The organism is Kocuria sp. SL71, assembly GCF_026672465.1.
In the GTDB taxonomy this organism is placed as follows: Bacteria; Actinomycetota; Actinomycetes; order Actinomycetales; family Micrococcaceae; genus Kocuria; species Kocuria palustris.
The window spans coordinates 733,200-755,330 of the sequence record NZ_JAPPRE010000001.1 but is presented as its reverse complement, the minus strand read 5'-3'; the positions used below and the strand labels follow the sequence as shown (position 1 = coordinate 755,330).

The following is a 22,131-nucleotide window of genomic DNA, read 5'->3' as shown; positions in this document are numbered from 1 at the left end:
GCCATGCTACCGGCGCGGTGCGACGCCGCAGCTCGCGGCAGCGGCCAGAGCAGCGGGCACAATGGGTGGGGTCCCGGACCTCCCGGTCGCCGCATGCCTCGAACGGAGTCCCCGCAGCCACATGACCAAGCCTCCCGCCCCGCAGGACGACCCCGACGATCCCCACGAGAACGCGCAGCCCGACGAGCCCGAGGTCGAGCCGCTGCGCTACGACCAGCCCGTCACCGGGCAGATCCCGCTGCTTCAGCGCCCGGCCCCAGAGGCGTCCAAGGACCCGTCGCAGCGGATCCTGAGCACCCGGTTCGTGCTGCTGTGGCTGGTCCAGTTCCTGGTGTCCATGCAGTTCTACCTCGTGACCACCATCTCGGCCGCCTACGCGATGGACCGCTTCTCGGCCGGCCAGGCCGAGGCCGGGCTGACGACGTCGTCGTTCACCGTCGGCGCGGTGATCGCCCGGCTGCTCACGGGCAAGTACATGGAGCTCATCGGACGGCGGCGCGTCCTGGTCACGGCCATGGTCCTGTTCACGCTGATTTCCACGGCCTATCTGCCGGACACCGGAATGGCGGGGCTGCTGGCCGTGCGCTTCGTCAACGGCATCGCCTTCGCCGCCGTGACCACGATCGCCCCGGCGGCGGTCCAGGGCGTCATCCCGCCTCAGCGCCGCGGTGAGGCCACGGGGTACTTCGGACTGTCGACAACCCTGGCCACAGCTCTGGGCCCCGCCCTGGGCGTGTGGCTCTCGCGCTCGATCGGCTACGGGAGCCTCTTCGTGCTCGTCTCCGCGGTGGCGGGCCTGGCCCTGATCGTGGTGCTCGTGCTGCGCGTCCCCGAGGTCGAGCTCACTCAGGCCCAGCGCCGCTCGGCACGGCAGTGGCGGCTGTCGTCGATCATCGAGACGCGCGCCCTCCCCATATCCGGGCTCATGGTCTTCGCAGGCATGGCCTACTCCACGATCCTGACCTACCTCAACGCCTACGCCGTGGAGCTGGATCTGGTGAGCTCGGCCGCGGCCTTCTTCGTCGTGTACGCGATCGCCATCGTCCTCACGCGCCCGTACCTGGGCAGGCGGCAGGACCGGCGCGGCGACAACAGCGTGATCCCTCCGGCGCTGGTGCTGTTCTCGGCGACCCTGGTCATGCTGGCCTTCGCGAGCTCCGGATGGATGCTGCTGGCGGCCGGGGCCATGCTGGGCTGCTCCTTCGGCGCGATCATCACCGCGGCCCAGGCGGCGGCCGTCAAGGTCGCCCCAATCGCTCGCGTGGGACTGACAACGGCGACCTTCTTCCTGTGCATGGACCTCGGCGCGACCGTCGGGCCCGCTGTCCTCGGCTCTGTGGTGCCCGCTCTCGGCTACCGCGGGATGTACCTGTGCGCAGCCGGTGTGCTGCTGGTCTCCGTCGTGTACTACTGGCTCGTCCACGGTCGCGGCGCAGGTCGGACCCCGTCGCCGCCCACGGGGCAGATCCCCGTGGCCTGGGCGCCCGGGACCACGAGAAACCCCGGGCAACCCTGAGGGCTCCTCATACTCAGTGAGCTTAGGGTGAAGGCGCTTCCCGATGTCTTCCCGTAGAGGATCTCACCCCCATGAGCAGCGCCCGACTCCCCCGATCCGTCTTCCTGAGCGGCGCCGCCGCGGCGGTGCTGAGCCTGGCCGCCTGCGGCTCGCAGGACGAGGACGGCCAGGGCGGCTCCGAGGCCACGGGCGGCAGCGCGTCGTCGACGCCGGAGCCGGTCGAGCTGCCCGGCGGCGGCACCGAGGTCTTCCCCGGCCGGCGCATGATCGCCCTCTACGGCTCCCCGGACATCCCAGGGCTGGGCTGCCTGGGCGAGCAGGACGTCGACGCGTCCATCACCCGCGTGCAGGAGCTGGCCAAGGAGTACGAGCCGTTCTCCGAGGAACCGGTCATCCCGGCCTTCGAGATCATCGCGACCGTCGCCTCCTCCGAGGCCGGGCCCGACGGCGACTACTCCAACGAGCTCGATCCGCAGACGCTGCGCCCGTGGATCGACGCCGCCGGCGAGGCAGGCGTCTACTGCGTGCTGGATCTGCAGCCCGGCTCCACAGACTTCCTGACTCAGGCCAAGCGCTACGAGGACCTGCTGCGCGAGCCCCATGTGGGCCTGGCCCTGGATCCCGAGTGGCGGCTGCAGCCCGGAGGGCAGCACATGGTGCAGGTCGGCTCAGTCGATGCCGCGGAGGTCGACGAGGTCGCGCAGTGGCTGGCCGGCATCGTGCAGGAGGACGAGCTTCCGCAGAAGGTGCTGATCCTGCACCAGTTCTCCGTGGACATGCTCCCGGATCGCGAGAACATCGACGCGTCTGTACCGGAGGTCGCCATGGTCGTGCACGCCGACGGCCACGGCACCCGTGATCTGAAGCTGGGCACGTGGGAGGCGCTGAAGAAGGACCTTCCGGAGGGCATGCGCATGGCCTGGAAAAACTTCTACGACGAGGACACCCCCACCTGGACTCCGGAGGAGACCTTCGACAACGACCCTAAGCCGTGGTTCGTGTCGTATCAGTGACGTCTCAGTTGTCTGCCGACAGCTCCACCCGCGTCGAAGGACGGTCAGGATCGGGGAGGTAACCGAGGACGAACGCAGCCAGGGAGCAGACCGTCGCTGTGGAGAAGGCCGGCCAGTTCAGGACCGAGGCGACCCCGGCCACGACACTTCCGCTGCCCAGCAGGACTCCCGCCAGCTGACCTGCCACGATGCCGAGGCCCAGCAGCAGGAAGACTGCCAGCGAGGCCCAGAAGACGACGAGAACGATCCGTCTCATGACGGCTCCTTTCGGTGCATTGTCGGATCCATGGCTCAATGCGGGATCGGCAGGAAGCCCAGGGCCACGACCCAGGCGAGCAGAATGACCGGGACCACGAACCAGACGATCAGCGGCACGAACATGCGTCGCGGCTCGACCTTCGCCAGAGAGGAGGCGAGGTAGATGGGCGCGCCGACAGGCGGGGATGCCCCCTCCGTCGAGGTGCACAGCAGCACGGCGCAGACGGCCACGACGGCGGGGATCCCCATGGAATCCATGGCGATCACCGCTGGGGCGCCGATGGCGGCGGCGGTCGCCGTCGACGACAGCGGCGTGGCCACCACGACGATCGCCGCACAGATCAGCAGCACGAGCAGCGGCACGGGCAGGTGGACCGACCCCAGGGCTGCGGAGAGCTGATCCCCGACCCCGAGCTCGGACATGATCGTCGAGGCGGCCAGCGCCGAGAACAGGGAGATGCCGACGGTCGCGAACTGCGGCGCTTCGTCGCGCACGGCGCGGGCGGTCTCCCGCCACCTCCCGGCGAGACGCTTGCGGCCTTCGATCAATGCGATCACAGAGATGAGGATGGGCACCCAGACGATGATCGAGATCTCGCCCATCGGCTCCTCACCGACCCGCTGCGACGCCGAAAGCCAGTCGTAGAGCGGCCCGAAGGTCAGAACGACGGGGATGAGGATGCCCAGAAAGATCAAGGTGGAGCTCCAGCCTCGCCGCAGGGCCTGGGGCAGGCGCATGATCTCCGAGGCGTCTGCCGGTTCCAATCCGTCGCGCCGGGCCCAGATCCAGACCACGATCATGCGGTACAGGACGGCATAGGCACCGGTCACCAGCAGCGAGACGTAGACGTCGGCGCCGCTGACCCCCAGCCCTGCGGGGATCGCAGCAAGGATGATGAACATGGTCGAGTTCGGAGGCAGGGAGACTCCCAGTCCCGAATTGCCGGCCACGAGCGTCGCAGCGCGCGCCGGCGACCAGCCGTTCTCCTTCATCCACGGAATCGTCACCGCCCCCACGGTGGCGGCATTGCCCGCCGTCGAACCGGCGACGAGCCCGATTGCCGCCGATCCGGCCGTGGAGACGTAGGCAGCGCCCCCGCGCAGACGGCCGAACATCGAGTTGAAGATCGTGATCAAGCGCTCGATCAGACCGGTCTGCTGGACGATCACGCCCATGAAGACGAAGGCCATGCCGGCGAAGGTGACGTCGTTGTCGAGGGCTTCCACCACGCCCAGGCTCAGCAGCTCGAAGAATCGGGTTGAGCCCACAAGGGCTGCACCGATCAGTGCGACGAGCAGCGATTCGGCGATCGGGCGCCGCAGGGGAACGTTGAGCACCACCGTGATGGTGATGAACACCGCCAGGGCGACGATGCCCATGCTGATCTCCTTCGCGACATCCGCCATGAGTGCTGTCGGCGTGCGGTCCGCGACCAGCGGAGCTTCCGACTCGAGCCCACACTATGTGATGGCGGACACCTCCCTGGACCTGCGCGTTCCGCCGTCCCGCGAGGACCTCCGCCTGGGAGACTGAGGCCGATGACCCTCACCCTCACCGCCGAGTTCTCCGACGCCCTGGAGAAGCTGCATGCCGGCGTACCCGTCTTCCTCACCGGCCGCGCCGGCACGGGCAAGTCCACGCTGATCCGCACGTTCCTGGAAGACACCTCCCGCTCCGTGGTGGTGGCCGCACCCACGGGGATCGCCGCACTGAACGTGGGCGGGTACACCCTGCACCGACTGTTCTCCTTCCCGGCGGGCATCACCCCCGAGCAGGTGCGCTCCGGCGACTATCGACCCGGGCGGTTCATGAAGACGCTGAAGGCCCTGGACACCCTGGTGATCGACGAGATCTCCATGGTCCGCGCCGATCTCTTCGACTGCCTGGTGCTGGCGCTCGAGCAGTTCGGACCCAAGCCGGGCACCCCGTACGGGGGCGTGCAGCTCGTGCTGGTCGGCGATCTGCACCAGCTTCCGCCCGTGGTGACCGAGCCGGAGCGCGAGCATTTCCAGACCTACTACGACTCCCCCTTCTTCTTCTCGGGGCACCAGTACGCGGCGTCGTCGTTCGCGGTCGTGGAGCTGACCACGGTCTTCCGCCAGCTCAACGACACCCGCATGGTCGAGATCCTCAACGCCGTGCGCGACGGCGGCCTGCTCGAGGAGGCCCGCACCGAGCTCAACCGGCACACCGACCCCGAGTTCGAACCGCCGCTGGACGAGTTCTGGCTGACCCTGACCACGACCAACCGCATCGCCGGGGCGCGCAACCGACGGATGCTCGAACGGCTCCCGGCCCACTCCGCCTTCTCCACCGCACGGATCACCGGCGAGCTCGACGGCATGGAGCGCCCGGCCGAGGAGGTGCTCGAGTACAAGGCCGGCGCCCAGATCATGCTGCTGACCAATGATCCGGCCGATCGCTGGGTCAACGGGACCCTGGCCAAGATCACCGAGACGCTGTTCGACGACGACGGCGAGCCCTACGTTGTCGTCGAGCTGCCCGACGGCTCGCGTGCCACCGTGGAGCGGCACCTGTGGGAGGTGACCCGGCCGTCGGTGGCGGGCGGGCAGCTCACGCACGAGGTCGTAGGCACCTTCTCCCAGCTGCCGTTCCGCCTGGCCTGGGCGATCACGATCCACAAGAGCCAGGGCCAGACCCTGGACCGCGTGGTGGTGGACCTGACCGGAGGCACCTTCGCCGACGGGCAGCTCTACGTGGCGCTGAGCCGCTGCCGCTCCCTCGACGGCATGGTCCTCACCCGCGACGTGCTGCCCAAGGACCTGCGCGTGGATCAGCGGGTCCGCCGCTTCCTGCGCTCCCAGGCACCGGCGCTGCAGACCCGCGGCAGCGTCTACTTCGGCGTGTGCTGGGTGGGCGATGAGGGCTCGCGCTGGAAGCCCCGCCCGATCGAGCTGGCCGTGGTCACCGACGACGGCCAGCAGGCCTCTACGCTCGTGAACCCCACCCGCGACCTGGGCTCCGCGCGCACCGACTACGGCATCACCGCCGCCGACGTGGAGCTGGCACCCCTGCTCGAGCAGGCCTGGGCGGCGCTGGCTCCGCTGCTCAGCGAGCGGACCCCCATCGGGCTGCACGTGGATCAGGCGCTGAGCCGCATCGACTTCGAGCTCAAGCGCAACCAGCACGTGACCCGCATGCCGCTGGGCACCGAGCTCGACGACGGCTCCCTGACCTGGGAGGACCGCACGCGGCTGAGCGCCCCGACTGCGCTGGAGCGGGCACTGGCTGCCCGGGACATCGCCGCCCGGCGTGGCCTGACCGGCGAGGAGCCGTTCCCCGCGATCGACGACCGCCCCGGTTACCTGATGCCGCGCGGTGACGAGGGCGTCGAGCTGCTCGTGCACGCCCCCGGCCTGGATGCGTCGGACGAGGACCGTGCGGCGGCGCTGACCGAGGCGCTGCGGGCTGCCGCCGGGCGCGCCGCGCTGAGCCCCACGGCACACGGGATCCTGCAGGAGATCGAGGCTCAGCTCGGCACGCAGATCCTGGACGGCGACCAGGGCGCAGACGTCGACCTGTCCGACGTCCTCTCCCCCGGCGCGCGAGTCTGCTTCACGGGCACCGCCCACGGCGCCGACGGGCGCGAGCTCTCCCGCTACGACGTGGAGAGCCTGGCTGCCTCCCACGGGCTCGCCCCCGTCGCCAACGTCACCAAGACCCGGTGTGACGCCCTGGTGGTCGCCGAGCTCGGCACCCAGTCCGGCAAGGCGAAGAAGGCCGCGCAGTACGGCAAGCCGATCATCGCGTTCGACGACTTCCTGGCCTGGGCCGACGGCACGTCCTCGCCCGCAGGCAGCAGCCCTGCCGCTGCGTCTGCACAGGTGCGCATCTCCGCCCTGTGATCCCCGCGCCCGCCTCGGGGGAATAGCTCACCCCTTCTGTGCGCTTTCGTGTTTGTGGACACATCATCTACTTCGGGGCAGGCCGAGGGCGATCCACTGCGCGTCATCGTCATCGGCGCCGGCCAGGCGGGACTCAGCGCGGCGGCGCACCTGCTGCGCAAGGGGCTGCAGCCGTGGCGGGAGTTCGTGGTGCTCGACGGCAACGACGGACCCGGAGGCGCCTGGCGGCATCGCTGGGACTCGCTGACCTTCGACGCCGCCCACGGCATCCACGACCTGCCCGGCTTCCCGCTGGGCGACCCCGATCCGACCGAGCCGGCCAGCCGCGTGGTCTCCCGCTACTACGCGGCGTATGAGCGCGAGCTCGGACTGCCCGTCGTGCGCCCGACTGCAGCGACCGCGGTGGAGCGCGACGACGACGGCCTGTTCCGCGTCACCGCCTCGGACGGCTCGGTGCGGCGAGCGCACGCGGTGATCAGCGCGACCGGGACCTGGAACCGTCCGCACTGGCCCGCCTATCCCGGCATGCGGGAGTTCGCGGGACGGCAGCTGCACACCCGCGACTTCACCTCCGCCGAGGAGTTCGCCGGCCAGCGCGTCCTCGTGGTGGGCGGAGGCACCTCGGCCCTGCAGTTCCTGCTGCAGCTCGAGGCCACCGGGGCGCACACGGTGTGGAGCACCCGTCGGGAGCCGGACTGGACGGATCGGTTCTTCGACAAGTCCTGGGGCGCGGACGTGGAGGCCTCGGTCTCCGCTCGCACGACGACGGGCCTGCCGCCGCTGTCGGTGGTCGCCGCGACGGGCCTGCCGCTCACGGAGCAGTACCGCCACGGCATCGAAGACGGCACGCTGATCTCCCGGGGCCCCCTGCTGCGGCTCACGCAGACGGGTGCCGTGCTCGATGGCGCCAGGCCCGACGGTCGCGGGCTGCCTTCGCAGGGCACGATCGTCGACGCCCTGCTGGACCAGTCGGAGCGCCCCGCCGCCGCCCTGCCCGGTCACCCGTCCGAAGCGGATGGTTCGAGGGCATGGGAGACCCCGGTGGATGCGGTGCTGTGGGCGACAGGCTTCCGCGCAGTGCTGGATCACCTGGCGCCGCTGCGGCTGCGTCAGCCCGGCGGCGGCGTGCAGATGGAGGAAGACGGCGTCTCGGTGTCCGGGGAGCCCGGGCTGTTCCTGGTGGGCTACGGCGCCTCGGCCTCGACCATCGGAGCCACGCGCGCCGGTCGTGCGGCGGCCCTTGGCGCGGTGCGCAGCACCGAGAGCCTCACTCGACCGTGAGCTGCATCCCCAGGTCGTTGACGCCGGTCTCGGAATCCCAGATGCCGTCATTGGCCAGGCGCACGCTGTAGGCCGGCTTGGTCAGATCCGCGCTGGTGGAGTCGCTGTCCGGATCCGGGACCCGCAGCCCCAGGGAGTAGGACCCCGTCTGGGCGGGTGCCTGGAACGGCACCGGAACATAGCCCTCCTCACCCGGGCGGATGTCATCCAGCTCCACGTCGGTCCGCGCGGTGTGCACGATCCGGCCGGAGTCGTCGGAGAACGTCAGGATGATCTCCGCATGCCGCCCGGTGGCCGCGTAGCCGTCGTTGCGCAGCTGCAGCCAGAGCTGGCCGTCCTCCCCCGGCGCCAGCTCGCGCGGCGCGGAGGCGCTGGCCAGGGCATAGCGGTAGCCCAGTCGCTTCTGGATCTCGGCCAGGTCGTCCTCGCCCCAGGACTGCAGGACCTCCTGGTTGAAGTCGGCGTTGAGCACGGCCCAGCTGTAGCGCTGCAGCTCGGAGACCGCGGTCTCGGCGTCATCGGAGCGCCCGGGGTTCACCGCGCAGGTCTCCCCCGTCGTGGGCACGTTCTTCGCGACCTGCTCCAGATAGGCGCGGTCGTCGTCCTTGACCAGGGTGCCCATGTCCGTGTCCGAGGCCAGGAAACAGTCGTTGTGGATGCCCACCCGGTCCTTGCGGTCCTCGTGCACGAGGCGGCGATGGATCTCCGGGTAGCGGACCTGCAGCACGATCCGCGGGTCGATGCTCTCCTGCAGCGCATCCATGACGCGCTGGCGGTTCGCCCAGTCGTCGTCGGTGAGGTTCCACGGCTCGTCGGCGCTGCTGGCGAAGTTGTCCGAGTAGTACCACTCGCCCCACTGCCCCACGAAGCCGGCCTGCAGCGAGTGGATCACGCCGCGGTGATCATTGAGCACCGGCGCCAGCTGCTGGATGTGGGCGACGGTGCGATCCGGGGTGGCGTCGTCCGTTCCGTCCTCCGTGTAGGCGAAGCGCAGGATCGCCTTCATGCCTTCGTCGTTGAGCAGGTCGAGATCCGCGTCCAGGTCGTCCAGGACCTTCTGCGGCAGCGCGTCCGATTCGCGGTATCCGTCGAGCAGCACGATCCGATAGACGACCGTGGTCTGGTCCTCGTCCTTCCAGCGGCGCAGCTGCCAGACGTCCAGGGGCGTGTGCCCGGAGCCGTCCTCGGCGTAGCGAGTCTGGGTGTAGTGCGACAGCCCGCGCCCTGGGTTGGGGATCGGCTCGTCGGTGGACTCGTAGTGCTGGACCTGCTTGGACATGGGGCCCTGGGGAACTCCTGCGATCAGCGAGGCGACGACGACCACCACCGCTGCGGCGCCCAGAAGGCCATGACGATGCGTGGAACTCACCCCGACCCCCATTCGAGATGCCGGGAGGATCCCGGCGGACGAGACCAGCGTAGTGGTGCGTGCGGGATCATCCCGGACTCACAGGGCCCGACCCCGTCACGGACAGACCGGCGAAGCACTCGGTCCGACTAGCGTGAGCGACATGACCCAGAAGATGCCCGCCCGCGAATTCCTCGACGCCTGCTCCGTCGACCCCGCCGTCCTCGAGCTGCGCCCCGACTACCGGGGGCTGCTCATGGTCGTCGATGGCCTGAGCCCCGAGGTCACTGCCGGCGACGGCGGGCAGGCGGTCGAGGAGCTGATCACCGCCGCCGAGAAGCATGCTGCCGAGCTCCTCTCGCAGACTCCGGTGGACGAGCTGCCCCACATCGCCGCCTGGCGCGAGGCCTACCGGGCCTTCGGCGCCAAGCCGCAGCGCACCCGCAACTCCCTGGAGGCGCTCACCCGCCGCGCCGAGAAGGGGCTGCCGCGGGTCAACGCGCTGACCGATGTCTACAACGCGATCTGCGTGCTGCATCAGATCCCGTTCGGCGGCGAGGACATGGAGCACTACCAGGGTCCGGCCCGGCTCTTCCGGGCCAGCGGCACCGAGTCGTTCGACACCGCCTCCGGCGGCGAGATGGTGATCGAGCACCCGGACGAGGGCGAGGTCGTGTGGGGCGACGACGCCGGGGTCACCTGCCGCCGCTGGAACTGGCGCCAGGGCCGGCGCACCGCCCTGAGCGATCGGACCCGCTCGGCGCTGTTCATCCTCGACGGGCTCGACCCGGTCAGCAACGACCAGCTCCACGCCGCTGCCGACGCCCTGGTGGAGGCGCTGACGGCCCTGGGGGCTGAGGTCTCCACGGAACGACTTCTGCTGGGCGCCTCATGAGCGGTGCCGCCGCTGATCTCGCCGGATCGCCGTTCACCGGCCTCAGCGCCTTCCCGCTCACCCCGCTGCGCGACGACGCCGTGGATGAGTACGCGTTCGCGAGCATCGTCTCCCGGCTGGCCGCATCCGGCGTGGACTCGATCACCGCTCTGGGCTCGACAGGGTGCGCCGCGTACCTGACCAGCGCCGAGCGCGAACGCGTGGGGCGCCTGGCGCTCGAGCATGCCGGCTCGGTGCCGGTGATCGTGGGCGTCAGCGCGCTGCGGACCTCCCAGGTCCTCACTCACGTGGACGCCGCTGCGGAGGCCGGTGCAGTCGGTGTGCTGCTGGCGCCGACGTCCTATCAGCCGCTCACCGACCGCGAGGTCCTGGAGCTGTACCGCACAGTCGCCGAGCACACCGATCTGCCGGTGGTGGTCTACGACAACCCGGGCACCACGCACTTCACGTTCAGCCTCGAGCTCTACGCGCAGATCGCGCAGCTGCCCGGGATCGCCTCGCTCAAGATCCCGCCGATGGCCCCCGAGACGGCCGGCGAGCGCGTGGCCGCAGTCCGAGCGGTGCTGCCCGAGCACGTCACCCTGGGCATCTCCGGCGACGCCTGCGCGGCCGCCGCACTGCTGGCCGGCTGCGACGGGTGGTACTCGGTGATCGCCGGGACATGCCCGCAGTCAGCGCTGGAGATCATGCGCGCCGCTGCTGGCCCGCACCCGCAGGACGCTCTCACCGCCTCCGAGCGCCTGGAGCCTCTGTGGGAGCTGTTCGCCGATCACGGCAGCCTGCGGGTGGTCGCGGCGATCGCCGAGCACCTGGGACTGGCTCCGGGCGACTGTCTGCCGCAGCCGCTGCTGGGGCTGAGCCCTGAGCAGCGCGAGCGCACAGCCGAGGTGGTTGCCGAGCTCGGGCTCCGCTGAGACCCGACCCGCCGGGGACAGCACGAGGCCCCGGCCTCCCGGGTGCGACGAGCAGACGCGATCCCGGGGGCCGGGGCCCCTGGTGCGGACGACTCAGGCTTCCGTGAGGTCCTTGCCCTTGGTCTCCGGCATGAAGAAGACCGTGGCCACGGCGATCAGCAGCAGGCCGATGGCGTAGAAGCCGAACGTGCGCGCGTCGCCGATCCACGTGAACACGTAGCCGGCGGTGCCGCCGAAGGCCGCGATGGCGATCGCGTAGTAGATCCCGAAGCCGCTCGTGCGCTGGCCCGTGGGGAACATCTCCGCGTACGTGGCCGGTGCGTGGGAGAGGAATCCGGCCAGCAGACCCACCTGGACGCAGATCGCGAACGTCAGCTGCCACATGGTGCCGCCGTCCACCAGATTGATCATGGGCAGGTAGAGGACCGCGCTGCCCAGCAGGCCGATGATGATGGCCGGTCGTCGACCGATCTTGTCCGAGGCCCAGCCCCACACGGGCAGCACCAGGATCAGGAAGAGGTTGCCCAGCAGCGCGGCCTCGAAAGCCTCCCCCGGCGAGTAGCCGAACGAGGTCTGAGCGACCGAGCTCATGGTCACCGACCAGATGTAGTACGACACGGTCAGGCCCGCAGTCATCGCGATGACCCGCAGACCGGTCGGCCAGTTCTTCAGCACGGCCACGAAGACGTTCTCCTGCTTGATCTGCAGCGCCTGGGTGTGGGTCCTGTGCTCCTCGAAGACCTCGGACTCCTCCATGGAGCGGCGGATCCACAGGGCGATGAGGCCCAGCACGGCACCGATCGCGAACGGCACGCGCCAACCCCAGGACGCCATCTCGTCCTCGGTGAGCACAGCCTGCAGACCGAGGCCGAGCCCCAGGCCCATCAGCAGGCCGAAGGTCCCGGAGACGTAGATGACGCTGGCGAACAGGCCGCGGCGCTCGCGCGGGGCGTGCTCGGCCAGATAGGTCTGAGCCGAGGGCATCTCGCCGCCGTGGGCCAGACCCTGGATGAGCCGGGCGAAGACGAGCAGCGCGGAGGCGATCCAGCCGATCCGGTCGTAGGTCGGGCAGATCGCGATCAGCAGCGAGCCGGCCGACGCCGCCAGCACGGCGAGCGTCAGCGACGGACGGCGGCCGATGCGATCGCCGATCCAACCGAAGACGAAGCTGCCGAAGGGCCGGGCCACGAAGCCCACGGCGAAGACCGCCATGGTCTGCAGGAACGCCGACTGCGGGTTCTCGTGATTGAACAGCTGGACGGAGAAGTACACCGCGAAGGTGGCGTAGACGTTCCAGTCGAACCATTCGACGGCATTGCCGACGCCGGTTCCGATCAGCGTCCGGGCGGCGCTCTGCCGGGGTCGCTCGGTGGTGGTGGTCATGGACGGCACCTGCTGCTTTCTCGAGGAAGGAGGGTGTGGTGGTTCAGGATGACCCAGCGAGTCGGCCCAGAGCCAGCTCGGCCAGCAGGCGGGCGGCGTCGTCAAGCACGGAGTCGTCGAAGATGGCCTGCGGGGAGTGGTTCGACGGCGCCGTCGTCGGGTCGGTGCCCTCCGGGACGGCGGAGACGAACACGAAGGCCCCGGGGATCTGCTCGAGCACGTAGGCGAAGTCCTCCGAGGCCGTCACCGGATCCGCCATGGGCGACCAGCGGCCCGGGAAGCCGCGCTGGACGACCGCCTCCACGTAGTCGACCTCGGCGGGATCGTTGAGGGTCGTGGGCGATGAGGCGGTGACCTCCAGCTCGCAGTGCGCGCCCCGAGCCTGCGCCAGGTGCCTGAACAGCCGGGTGAGCTGCTCAAGCGCCTTCTGACGCGTGGCATCCGAGAACGTGCGCATGGAGAAGGAGGCCGTCGCCTGATCCGGGATCACATTGTTCGCCTCGCCGGCACGCAGGACGCCGCAGGTGAGCACCACGGGGTCGAAGACGTCGAACTGCCGGGTGATCATGACCTGCGACTGGGTGACCATCTCGCACAGGATCGGGATGGGGTCGATCGTGTGCTGCGGCGCAGAGCCGTGCCCGCCGCGCCCGATCACGCGGACGTCAAAGGTGTCCGCCCCGGCCATCAGCGCACCGGCGCGGCTGCGGATCGAGCCGGTGGGGTGCCCCGAGGACCAGACATGCAGGCCGTAGGCATGATCAGGGCGGCGCCCGGCCGCCTCGATCAGCCCCTCCTCCAGGACCAGTCGCGCTCCCCCGTGGCCCTCCTCCCCTGCCTGCAGGAGGAAGACGACGTCCCCGTGCAGCTCCTGGCGCCGGGCGCACAGGCTGCGGGTGGCCCCGACGATCGCAGCCATGTGCAGGTCGTGCCCGCAGGCGTGCATTGCCCCGTTGGTCGAGGCGAAGGCCTCGCCGGTCTCCTCGGCCACGGGCAAGGCGTCGATGTCCGCGCGCAGCAGCACGATCGGGCGCCGACCGTCGGCGGGGTCGGATGCGGTGCCGCGCAGGACGGCGACGAACCCCGACGCGCCCGCAGCCTCGGTGATCTCCACCGGCAGATGCTCGAACTCCGCCAGGAGCCGGGCATGTGTGCGCGGCAGCTGCAGCCCGACCTCGGGGATCTGATGCAGCTCCCGACGCAGGGCGATCAGGTCGAGGTCCTGCGCCTGGGCTGTCCGGGACATCTGGGCTCCTCCGCCTCGGGGCTCTCTCGCCCGGTGGTTCTCGGCAGGGTGTCCGGAGGCCTCCATCCTGCCGTGACACCGATCACGATGCAGTGAGCTTAGGGCTTGTCTCCCCAGTGCCGGTGCCCGGTCATCGTGATGCGCGCTCGGCAGCGAGAGCGCATGCGGGAGATGAGCTGAGGAAATCTGTCAGCGTTCGAGGTCGATTCGCGTCTCGACGCATCGATAGCCGGCCCGCTCGAACGCTGCTGCCATGGGCGTGTTCACGGCGTCGGTGGTCGCCGTGATCCTCTCCGCTCCGGAGGCGGCATGGAAGGCGGTGATGAACCCGAGGAGATCATCGACGTATCCGTGCCCACGGTGCTCTGGCGGGACCGCCAGGTAGCCGACGTTGCGATTCGTCGGGGTGGCCGAAGGGATGGCGATCCCCACGACGGAGCCGTGCTGGTCGTACGCGAGGCGCCACCAGTCCCGCTCGCCGGGGCAGGAGCGGTAGTAGTCCACTTCATCTCGCGCCAAGCTCAGCGCATCGGTGGTGGCCAGCTCGCGTCGGGTCAAGACGTCGAGGGAGCCATGCGCGGCGCGGGCGAAGAGACTGATGAACGTGGCGTCATCAGCTGGCTCGAACCGCAGCCGCGGGCTGGGCGGGCTCACGTAGGTTCCCTGACCCCACTCGAACTGCCGTCGCTCGTTGTGATGACCGAGGCCGATACTTGCGGCCTCTGCGATCTTCGTGCGGACGTCGTGGACCACGGCGGCGTCGTCGCGCCATGCGACGGGGACACGCATGGTGTGCGGCAGCGGGACACGGATGCCGCGCGCTGCCAGGACGGCATGGCCGCGCTCCAGGAGCGCGCGGAGGACCGTTGGCGCTTCGGCGTGGTCGGCGATGACATCCCACACGTCCAGCTCGATGGGGGTCTGTTGGTCCCGCGCCCACCACAAAGCCCGGCCGATGACTCTGCCAGCATCGTCGAGGGCGACCTGTGACCACTGCGGCTGCAGACGCCCGGCAGCGATCTCGTTCTCGATCTGGGCGGATGTCATCCCGATCCCGGACGTGGTCGCCATGGTGGCGGCTTCCTGCAGCAGCTGCGCTATGGGTGTCTCGATCCTCATGCCGCAGATCATTCCGCGCCACGAGGGCCGAGCGCGAGCGCATCTCATGGCTGCGCAGGGAAAGCCGCCAGTCCTGGGAGCACTCGCACAGCGGCTTGAGCGAGCTGTCACCCGCGCCCGCGGTCGCGTCTACGACACCTGGGCCAGGGCAGGGAGCCAGAGCAGGATCGCGGACAGGAGGACTCGGTGCGCCCGTGAGGAATAGGTCTTGTCTGCCATCACGGCTTCAGGGGGTGGTGCGTGGACGCCCCGCCCCCTGGTGGGGAACATGCAAGGCGGCGAGAAGGCGGCTGAACACCTTGGAGTCACTGCCCTGCGCCGGGCCGACGGCGATGACCATCGGGCGGGACCCCGAACAGGGCATCTGCTTGCGCCGCCCCAGCAGCGACGCCAGACTCCCTGCATGAGCGCAGACCCGAACTCCCGCTCGCTGAATACCTGGATCGATGCGATGTTCATGCGCGGGGGCACCAGCAAGGGACTGTTCTTCCGCGAGCAGGATCTCCCTCCGGCGGGACCGCAGCGCGACCGCGTCTTCACGGGCGCCCTGGGCTCACCGGATCCGTTCGGCCGGCAGCTGGACGGGATGGGCGGCGGGATCTCGTCGCTGTCCAAGGTCGTCTCCGTGGCGCCGTCGTCTCGGCCGGATGCGGATGTGGACTACACCTTCGGCCAGGTGGCCGTCCGCGAGGCGGTCGTGGACTACTCGGGCAACTGCGGCAATCTCTCGGCGGCCGTCGTGCCCTTCGCGCTGCTGGCAGGCATCCACGAGGTCGACGACGACGGACCCGCCGGCGTCATCGCGCACAACACCAACACCGGGAAGCTGATCGAGGTCAGGCTGGAGGTCGCCGATGGCGCCGCCGTGACCTCAGGTGACTTCGTGCTCCCGGGCGTGGCCGGATCCGGAGCACCCATCGAGCTGCGCTATATCGACCCCAGCGGCTCGCGCACCAGCGGCGCACTGCCCACCGGGTGCAGCGTCGACACCCTCGAGGTCGGAGGGCGTTCGATCGAGGTCTCGCTCGTGGATGTCGCCACACCCATGGTGTTCGTAGTCGCCGCCGATCTGGGGCTCACTGGCACTGAGCTGCCGGAGGCGCTCGATGCCGACGCGGAGCTCGCGGCGCTGGTGGAGCGGATCCGTCGGGCGGGTGCTGTGGCCATGGGCCTGTGCGAGGTGCCGGAGGACGCCCCGCAGTCCGTGCCCAAGATCGCTACGGTTGCTCCCCCGGCCGACTCGGACCTGCTCGACGGCACCGCCGTGCCCGCCGCCGACTGCGACGTCCTGATCCGCGCCGTCTCCATGGGGCTGAACCACCGCGCGATCCCCGGCACATCGGCCATGTGCGCGGCGGCAGCGGCGAACATCGACGGCACCGTGGTTCAGCGCTGTGCGGCGAGCTCGGATTCGGAACTGCGCATAGCGACGCCGTCGGGCGTGGTCTCCTGCGCGGCCGATGTGAGCCTTCAGGACGGTGCGCTCAAGGTCACCGCGGCGTCGCTGTTCCGCACGGCCCGGCCGCTGATGCGCGGACAGGTGGCGCTGCCGCAGTAATGCGGCGAGGCCCGGATCCGCATTGTGCTGCGGATCCGGGCCTCGTCGTCGACTCGAGCGGATCGATTCAGGCAGGACGGCTCAGAAGTCCCAATCCTCGTCCTCCGTGTTCACGGCCTTGCCGATCACGTAGGAGGACCCGGAACCGGAGAAGAAGTCGTGGTTCTCGTCGGCGTTCGGGGACAGTGCGGAGAGGATCGCCGGGGAGACGTCGGTCATCTCCTTGGGGAACAGGGCCTCGTAGCCGAGGTTGTTCAGCGCCTTGTTGGCGTTGTAGTGCAGGAACTTCTTGACCTCCTCGGTCCACCCCACCGCGTCGTAGAGCGACTCGGTGTAGCCGATCTCGTTCTCGTAGAGCTCGTCGAGCAGGTCGTACGTGAAGTCCTTGAGCTCGGCCTGGCGCTCAGGGCTCTCCTGCTCCATGGCGCGCTGGTACTTGTAGCCGATGTAGTAGCCGTGCACGGCCTCGTCGCGGATGATCAGGCGGATCAGATCCGCCGTGTTCGTCAGCTTGGCGTGCGAGGAGAAGTGCATGGGCAGGTAGAAGCCCGAGTAGAACAGGAAGGACTCCAGCAGCGTGGAGGCCACCTTCTTCTTCTGCGGGTCATCGCCCACGTAGCGGTCCAGGACGATGTCGGCCTTGCGCTGCAGGAACTCGTTCTCCTCGGACCAGCGGAAGGCGTCGTCGATCATCTTGGTCGAGGCCAGCGTGGAGAAGATCGACGAGTACGACTTGGCGTGCACCGACTCCATGAACGCGATGTTCGTGTAGACGGCCTCCTCGTGCAGCGTCACCGCATCCGGCAGCAGTGACACGGCGCCCACGGTGCCCTGGATGGTGTCCAGCAGGGTCAGCCCAGTGAAGACCTTCATGGTGAGGTCCTGCTCCTGCGGGGTGAGCGTGTTCCACGACTGGACATCGTTGGACAGCGGCACCTTCTCCGGCAGCCAGAAGTTGGCGGTGAGCCGGTCCCAGACCTCGTCGTCCTTGGGATCCTGGACGCGGTTCCAGTTGATGGCCTTGGCGTGGTGGCGGGTGAGCTCCACCTTCTCGCTCATCATCTCGGCGAGTCTCCTCTCAAGTCTGTTCGGCGTGCGTCGTGCGCTGGATCCCGGCGGATCACAGCATGCAGGAGACGCAGCCCTCGATCTCGGTGCCCTCAAGCGCGAGCTGACGGATGCGCGAGTAGTACATCGTCTTGATGCCCTTGCGCCACGCGTAGATCTGCGCCTTGTTGACCTCGCGCGTGGTGGCGGTGTCCTTGAAGAACAGCGTCAGCGACAGGCCCTGGTCCACGTGCTGGGAGGCCGCGGCGTAGGTGTCGATGATCTTCTCGTAGCCGATCTCGTACGCGTCCTGGAAGTACTCCAGGTTGTCCTGATCCATGTGGGGCGCCGGGTAGTAGACACGGCCCAGCTTGCCCTCCTTGCGGATCTCGATCGGCGCGGCGATCGGGTGGATCGACGCCGTCGAGTGGTTGATGTAGGAGATCGAGCCCGTGGGCGGGACGGCCTGCAGGTTCTGGTTGAACATGCCGTGCTCGGCCACCTGGGCCTTGAGCTCGCGCCAGTCGTCCTGCGTGGGGATGTGGATCTCCGACTGGGCGAACAGCTCGCGCACGCGCTGGGTGGCCGGCAACCACTCCTGCTCCGTGTACTTGTCGAAGTACGAGCCGTTCGCGTAGTCCGAGTTCTCGAAGTTCACGAACGTGGAGCCGCGTTCCTTGGCCAGCAGCATCGAGGCCCGCACGGCGTGGTAGGTCACGGTGTAGAAGTAGATGTTCGTGAAGTCGACACCCTCCTCCGAGCCGTAGTGGATGCGCTCGCGCCCCAGGTAGCCGTGGAGGTTCATCTGCCCCAGCCCGACGGCGTGGGACATCTCATTGCCGCGACGGATGGAAGGCACCGAGTCGATCTGCGAGAGCTCGGAGACGCTGGTGAGTCCGCGGATGGCGGTCTCGATGGTCTGCCCGAAGTCCGGGGAGTCCATGGTCAGCGCGATGTTCAGCGATCCCAGGTTGCAGGAGATGTCCTTGCCCACCGTCTCGTAGGTGAGGTCGTCGTGGTACGTGGAGGGCTCTGAGACCTGCAGGATCTCGGAGCACAGGTTGGACATGATGATCTTGCCCTCGATGGGGTTGGCCTTGTTGACCGTGTCCTCGAACATCACGTACGGGTAGCCCGACTCGAACTGGACCTCCGCCAGGGTCTGGAAGAAGTCGCGCGCCTTGATCTTGGTCTTGGTGATCCGGGCGTCGTCGACCATCTCGTGGTACTTCTCGGTGACGTTGACGTCCGAGAACGGCATGCCGTAGACGCGCTCGACGTCGTAGGGCGAGAACAAGTACATGTCCTGGTTGTTCTTGGCCAGCTCGAAGGTGATGTCCGGGATGACGACGCCCAGCGACAGGGTCTTGATGCGGATCTTCTCGTCCGCGTTCTCGCGCTTGGTGTCCAGGAACTTGTTGATGTCCGGGTGGTGCGCGTGCAGGTAGACCGCACCGGCGCCCTGGCGAGCCCCGAGCTGGTTGGCGTAGGAGAACGAGTCCTCCAGCAGCTTCATGACGGGGATGATGCCCGAGGACTGGTTCTGGATCTTCTTGATCGGGGCACCGGACTCGCGGATGTTGGTCAGCGCGAACGCCACGCCGCCGCCGCGCTTGGACAGCTGAAGTGCGGAGTTGATCGAGCGGCCGATCGACTCCATGTTGTCCTCGATGCGCAGCAGGAAGCACGAGACCATCTCGCCGCGCTGCTTCTTGCCCGCGTTCAGGAACGTGGGGGTCGCCGGCTGGAAGCGCCCGGAGATGATCTCCTCGACCAGGTGCTCGGCCAGCTCGCGGTCGCCGTCGGCCAGGTAGAGGGCGACCATGACCACGCGGTCCTCGAAGCGCTCGAGGTAGCGCTGGCCGTCGAAGGTCTTGAGCGTGTACGAGGTGTAGTACTTGAACGCGCCCAGGAACGTCTTGAAGCGGAACTTGTGCCCGTAGGCGAGCTTGGACAGCTTCTTCACGAACTCGAAGTCGTACTTCTCCAGGACCTCGGGCTCGTAGTACTGGTGCTCCACCAGGTAGTCGAGCTTCTCCTTCAGGTCGTGGAAGAAGACGGTGTTCTCGTTGACGTGCTGCAGGAAGTACTGGCGCACGGCGTGGCGATCGGCGTCGAACTGGATGTTGCCGTCGGCGTCGTACAGGTTCAGCACGGCGTTGAGCTCGTGATAGCCCATGCCGCGGAACTTCTCGGGGACCTTGGGATCTTCGTGGCTCCAGCCGGAGACGCCGGCGTGGGAGGTATGGGTGGTCACTGCCACAGCTTCATCAGTCCTTCGTTCACATTGGCGACGTCCTGCTCGGTGCCCATCAGCTCGAATCGGTAGAGCAGCGGGGCATCGCACTTGACGGCGATCTTCTGGGCGGCGAGGCAGAAATGCTCGCCGAAGTTGGTGTTGCCGGCCCCCAGGACCCCGCGCAGCTGACGGCGGTTCTCCCCGAGGTTGAGGAACTTCACGACTTGCGGGGGCACTGCCCCCGAGCCGCCGGGGCGGCCGTAGGTGGGCACAGCCAGCACGTAGGGCTCCCGGACGACGGGGGCCTCCTCGTGGGTGCGCAGCGGCAGGCGCAGCGAGCGGGCGCTGAGCTTCTCGACGAACTTGTGCGTGTTGCCCGAGATCGACGAGAAGTAGACGACGAGGGGGTCGCCCGAGCTCGTCGACGTGCGATCGGTGGTCTCGGCGGCCAGCCGGTCGCGCTCAGCGGCCGCGCGGCGCAGATCAGCGATGAGTGCGGACAAGGCAGTCACTCACTTCTCAAGCGGTACGACGGGTCCCGGACGAGCCGGGGTGCGGGGGCGACCATGGTGCTCGACGGCCGGACCGGGCACCGATCCCCCTCTCGGGAGACGAGCGCCGCGCGGTCCGGCCGTCGTGGTCGGAGAGCTTCAGGCGGAGACGCGCACCGCGAGCTGGGAGATCATGTCCGGGCGGTAGCCGGACCAGTGGTCCTCACCGGTCTCCACGACCGGGACCTGCTGGTAGCCCAGGCTCACGACGTGCTCGTAGGCGGCCTGGTCCTCGGTCACATCGACGACGCTGTAGTCGATGCCCTTCTTGGCGAGCGCACGGTAGGTGGCGTTGCACTGGACGCAGGAGGGCTTGCTGTAGACGGTCACTGACATGTCGGTGATCCCTTCCTGTTCTTAGGGGTGAGTGGCGTGGGGAGAAGAGCCGCTCCGAGGCCTCCGGAAGGTGTCCGGTGCTCGGTGCAGGACCGCCGTTCCGGGGGCTCCGATCGGTCCGCGTCACCCGGGCCGCTCTGTTTCCTGCGCTGGATAGAGATACTACATCTAGTGCCGCGCCCACGGCACGACCCCAAGATGATGTGTGACGGTCAGATTCGTCACCATCGGGCCCCCTCCCCAGGATGTCCACAGACCGGGTGTCCTCACCGGCCGCTGCGGACCGCGTCCCCACGCGCATCGGGCATGACGAAGGGGGCGTCATCCACACCTGGGGACGCCCCCTTCGAGCAGCCTGTGCACCGGCGAAATCTCTTGCGGCGCGGCGTGTCATGACGTCATCGGACCTGATCGGCCCCTTCCGCCAGCTCCGCCCCGATCTCCCGGCCGATCTCGACCAGCAGCGTCCGGGACAGCTCGGTGTCCCGCGCGCAGTCGGCCTGTGTGCGCTCGCTCAGCGAGCGGATGCGCGCGATGCCCGCCTCCGGGGCGGTGTCCGCGCCCAGGGCGTTGTGCCCCACGACGGCCTCCACCCGCGCGGGGGCGGCTCGATGGGCGACGACGGCGGGCAGCTTGCCGGACAGGGTCTGGCTGTCGATCCGGCCCTCGCCGGTGATCACCAGATCGCAGCCGGCCGCGGCGCGGTCGAAGCCCAGCAGGTCCAGGAAGTGATCCGCGCCGGAGGCGATCCGGGCCCCGAGCAGCATGGCCGCGAACCCGAGCCTCGCCGGCGGCACCCGCCGCCGGGCGCTCGGCCAGCTCGGCGGCATCGGGGCGGATCCCGGCCAGCTGCCGGACCAGGTGCTGCAGGCCGGATTCGAGCTGCTGGACCTCCTGCGGGTCCGCGCCCTTCTGCGGTGCGTAGACCGCAGCGGCGCCGTCGGAGCCGAGCAGGGGGTTCTGGACATCGCTGGCGGCCACGAGCTCGATGCCCGTGAGATCCACCGCGCCCGTCGCCTCGATCCGACGGATCTCCGCCAGCCCCAGGCCGCTGGGGTCCACGGGGGCGCCGTCGGCGTTCAGGAATCGCCACCCCAGTGCGGTGAGCATGCCGATGCCGCCGTCGGTCGAGGCGCTTCCGCCCAGGGCCAGGACGATGCGCTCGGCGCCGAGCTCGAGCGCCGCACGCACCGCCTCCCCCAGGCCGCGACTGCTCGCCGCACCGGCATTGCGGCGGTCGTCGGGCACCATCTGCAGCCCGCTCGTGGTGGCCGCCTCCACGATCGCGGTGGCCTCCCGCACAGCGATGGCGGTGACGGCCGGATCCCCGAGCGGGCCCGTCACAGGCGCCTCATGCGCGGCGAAGCCCGCCGAGAGGCCGGCCTCCACGCTGCCGTCGCCGCCGTCGGCCAGAGGCAGCTCGCGCACCTGCGCCCGCGGCACGACGGCCCGGATCCCCTCAGCCAGCGCAGCGGCCACCTCGCGGGCGGTCAGGCTGCCCTTGAACTTGTCCGGAGCGATGAGCACGTTCGGCGATGGCATGAGGGGACCTCGGTTCTC

Annotated in this window: 18 protein-coding genes and 1 pseudogene; 7 read left to right on the top strand and 12 right to left on the bottom strand. The window is 69.1% G+C overall.

Annotated elements, in window-relative coordinates; genetic code table 11:
- Positions 1-121: 121 nt before the first annotated feature.
- Both OVA15_RS03545 and OVA15_RS03540 read left to right on the top strand, forming a co-directional pair.
- The gene (locus OVA15_RS03545; protein WP_268143120.1) at positions 122-1,516 is read left to right on the top strand and encodes an MFS transporter; all 1,395 of its coding nucleotides are present in this window, start codon (positions 122-124) and stop codon (positions 1,514-1,516) included.
- Between the two features lie 71 nt (positions 1,517-1,587).
- The gene (locus OVA15_RS03540; RefSeq protein WP_268143118.1) at positions 1,588-2,529 is read left to right on the top strand and encodes a hypothetical protein; all 942 of its coding nucleotides are present in this window, start codon (positions 1,588-1,590) and stop codon (positions 2,527-2,529) included.
- A gap of 4 nt (positions 2,530-2,533) precedes the next feature.
- Here the strand turns inward: OVA15_RS03540 and OVA15_RS03535 are convergent, their stop codons facing one another.
- Both OVA15_RS03535 and OVA15_RS03530 read right to left on the bottom strand, forming a co-directional pair.
- Complete coding sequence (locus OVA15_RS03535; RefSeq protein ID WP_268143116.1) at positions 2,534-2,785, bottom strand: hypothetical protein; 252 nt, start codon at positions 2,783-2,785, stop codon at positions 2,534-2,536.
- Positions 2,786-2,820: 35 nt separating this feature from the next.
- Positions 2,821-4,167, bottom strand: coding sequence for a TRAP transporter large permease subunit (locus OVA15_RS03530; RefSeq protein ID WP_268143114.1), 1,347 nt, complete (start codon positions 4,165-4,167; stop codon positions 2,821-2,823).
- A 159-nt stretch (positions 4,168-4,326) separates the two neighbouring features.
- On the opposite strand from OVA15_RS03530, the gene OVA15_RS03525 reads away from it, so the two are divergent.
- Together OVA15_RS03525 and OVA15_RS03520 are read left to right on the top strand one after the other, a co-directional pair.
- Positions 4,327-6,654, top strand: a complete 2,328-nt coding sequence (locus OVA15_RS03525) for an AAA family ATPase (protein WP_268143112.1) — start codon at positions 4,327-4,329, stop codon at positions 6,652-6,654.
- A gap of 48 nt (positions 6,655-6,702) precedes the next feature.
- A complete protein-coding gene (locus OVA15_RS03520; RefSeq protein WP_268143110.1) occupies positions 6,703-7,935 on the top strand; it encodes an NAD(P)-binding domain-containing protein in 1,233 nt (410 codons plus the stop codon).
- Here OVA15_RS03520 and OVA15_RS03515 read toward each other — a convergent pair.
- On the bottom strand, positions 7,922-9,304 hold the full coding sequence (locus OVA15_RS03515) for a DUF4832 domain-containing protein (RefSeq protein WP_268143108.1): 1,383 nt from the start codon (positions 9,302-9,304) through the stop codon (positions 7,922-7,924). The genes OVA15_RS03520 and OVA15_RS03515 overlap by 14 nt on opposite strands.
- Positions 9,305-9,446: 142 nt before the next feature.
- Between OVA15_RS03515 and OVA15_RS03510 the strand changes: the two genes are divergently transcribed.
- Positions 9,447-10,178 (top strand): B3/B4 domain-containing protein, encoded by a 732-nt coding sequence (locus tag OVA15_RS03510; protein ID WP_251715041.1) that lies wholly within the window; start codon positions 9,447-9,449, stop codon positions 10,176-10,178.
- Positions 10,175-11,092: a dihydrodipicolinate synthase family protein gene (locus OVA15_RS03505; RefSeq protein ID WP_268143105.1), complete on the top strand. Its 918-nt coding sequence runs from the start codon at positions 10,175-10,177 to the stop codon at positions 11,090-11,092. Before OVA15_RS03510 ends, OVA15_RS03505 begins: the two co-directional genes overlap by 4 nt.
- 93 nt (positions 11,093-11,185) lie before the next feature.
- On the opposite strand, the gene OVA15_RS03500 is transcribed toward OVA15_RS03505, so the two are convergent.
- From OVA15_RS03500 to OVA15_RS03490, 3 genes are all read right to left on the bottom strand, one after another.
- On the bottom strand, positions 11,186-12,475 hold the full coding sequence (locus OVA15_RS03500; protein WP_268143103.1) for an MFS transporter: 1,290 nt from the start codon (positions 12,473-12,475) through the stop codon (positions 11,186-11,188).
- A gap of 43 nt (positions 12,476-12,518) precedes the next feature.
- Positions 12,519-13,721: a M20 metallopeptidase family protein gene (locus OVA15_RS03495; RefSeq protein ID WP_268143102.1), complete on the bottom strand. Its 1,203-nt coding sequence runs from the start codon at positions 13,719-13,721 to the stop codon at positions 12,519-12,521.
- Between the two features lie 189 nt (positions 13,722-13,910).
- Positions 13,911-14,792: a GNAT family N-acetyltransferase gene (locus tag OVA15_RS03490; protein ID WP_268143101.1), complete on the bottom strand. Its 882-nt coding sequence runs from the start codon at positions 14,790-14,792 to the stop codon at positions 13,911-13,913.
- A 451-nt stretch (positions 14,793-15,243) separates the two neighbouring features.
- On the opposite strand from OVA15_RS03490, the gene OVA15_RS03485 reads away from it, so the two are divergent.
- Positions 15,244-16,398 carry a PrpF domain-containing protein gene (locus tag OVA15_RS03485; protein ID WP_268143099.1) on the top strand — a complete coding sequence of 385 codons (1,155 nt, stop codon included), beginning with the start codon at positions 15,244-15,246 and terminating at the stop codon, positions 16,396-16,398.
- A gap of 81 nt (positions 16,399-16,479) precedes the next feature.
- Here the strand turns inward: OVA15_RS03485 and nrdF are convergent, their stop codons facing one another.
- The 6 genes and pseudogenes from nrdF to OVA15_RS03455 form a co-directional block, all read right to left on the bottom strand.
- Positions 16,480-17,457, bottom strand: coding sequence for a class 1b ribonucleoside-diphosphate reductase subunit beta (gene nrdF / locus OVA15_RS03480; protein WP_024290575.1), 978 nt, complete (start codon positions 17,455-17,457; stop codon positions 16,480-16,482).
- 61 nt (positions 17,458-17,518) lie between these two features.
- Positions 17,519-19,624, bottom strand: coding sequence for a class 1b ribonucleoside-diphosphate reductase subunit alpha (gene nrdE / locus OVA15_RS03475; protein WP_053448241.1), 2,106 nt, complete (start codon positions 19,622-19,624; stop codon positions 17,519-17,521).
- Positions 19,625-19,698: 74 nt separating this feature from the next.
- Positions 19,699-20,187, bottom strand: a complete 489-nt coding sequence (nrdI, locus tag OVA15_RS03470; protein WP_442786720.1) for a class Ib ribonucleoside-diphosphate reductase assembly flavoprotein NrdI — start codon at positions 20,185-20,187, stop codon at positions 19,699-19,701.
- A gap of 147 nt (positions 20,188-20,334) precedes the next feature.
- Positions 20,335-20,571 carry a glutaredoxin-like protein NrdH gene (nrdH, locus tag OVA15_RS03465; protein WP_006213334.1) on the bottom strand — a complete coding sequence of 79 codons (237 nt, stop codon included), beginning with the start codon at positions 20,569-20,571 and terminating at the stop codon, positions 20,335-20,337.
- A 398-nt stretch (positions 20,572-20,969) separates the two neighbouring features.
- Positions 20,970-21,338: a glycerate kinase gene (locus OVA15_RS03460; RefSeq protein WP_268143093.1), complete on the bottom strand. Its 369-nt coding sequence runs from the start codon at positions 21,336-21,338 to the stop codon at positions 20,970-20,972.
- A gap of 79 nt (positions 21,339-21,417) precedes the next feature.
- Positions 21,418-22,113: pseudogene (locus OVA15_RS03455) on the bottom strand (glycerate kinase); the annotation flags it as partial.
- Positions 22,114-22,131 lie beyond the last annotated feature (18 nt).

Coding starts and splice junctions, on each gene's coding strand:
- OVA15_RS03535 (WP_268143116.1), bottom strand. CDS start 2,785: ATGAGACGGATCGTTCTCGTCGTCTTCTGGGCCTCGCTGGCAGTCTTC.
- OVA15_RS03525 (WP_268143112.1), top strand. CDS start 4,327: ATGACCCTCACCCTCACCGCCGAGTTCTCCGACGCCCTGGAGAAGCTG.
- OVA15_RS03545 (WP_268143120.1), top strand. CDS start 122: ATGACCAAGCCTCCCGCCCCGCAGGACGACCCCGACGATCCCCACGAG.
- OVA15_RS03505 (WP_268143105.1), top strand. CDS start 10,175: ATGAGCGGTGCCGCCGCTGATCTCGCCGGATCGCCGTTCACCGGCCTC.
- OVA15_RS03495 (WP_268143102.1), bottom strand. CDS start 13,721: ATGTCCCGGACAGCCCAGGCGCAGGACCTCGACCTGATCGCCCTGCGT.
- nrdF (WP_024290575.1), bottom strand. CDS start 17,457: ATGAGCGAGAAGGTGGAGCTCACCCGCCACCACGCCAAGGCCATCAAC.
- OVA15_RS03485 (WP_268143099.1), top strand. CDS start 15,244: ATGAGCGCAGACCCGAACTCCCGCTCGCTGAATACCTGGATCGATGCG.
- nrdE (WP_053448241.1), bottom strand. CDS start 19,624: ATGGGCTATCACGAGCTCAACGCCGTGCTGAACCTGTACGACGCCGAC.
- OVA15_RS03530 (WP_268143114.1), bottom strand. CDS start 4,167: ATGGGCATCGTCGCCCTGGCGGTGTTCATCACCATCACGGTGGTGCTC.
- OVA15_RS03490 (WP_268143101.1), bottom strand. CDS start 14,792: ATGGCGACCACGTCCGGGATCGGGATGACATCCGCCCAGATCGAGAAC.
- OVA15_RS03510 (WP_251715041.1), top strand. CDS start 9,447: ATGACCCAGAAGATGCCCGCCCGCGAATTCCTCGACGCCTGCTCCGTC.
- OVA15_RS03540 (WP_268143118.1), top strand. CDS start 1,588: ATGAGCAGCGCCCGACTCCCCCGATCCGTCTTCCTGAGCGGCGCCGCC.
- OVA15_RS03460 (WP_268143093.1), bottom strand. CDS start 21,338: ATGCTGCTCGGGGCCCGGATCGCCTCCGGCGCGGATCACTTCCTGGAC.
- nrdH (WP_006213334.1), bottom strand. CDS start 20,571: ATGTCAGTGACCGTCTACAGCAAGCCCTCCTGCGTCCAGTGCAACGCC.
- OVA15_RS03500 (WP_268143103.1), bottom strand. CDS start 12,475: ATGACCACCACCACCGAGCGACCCCGGCAGAGCGCCGCCCGGACGCTG.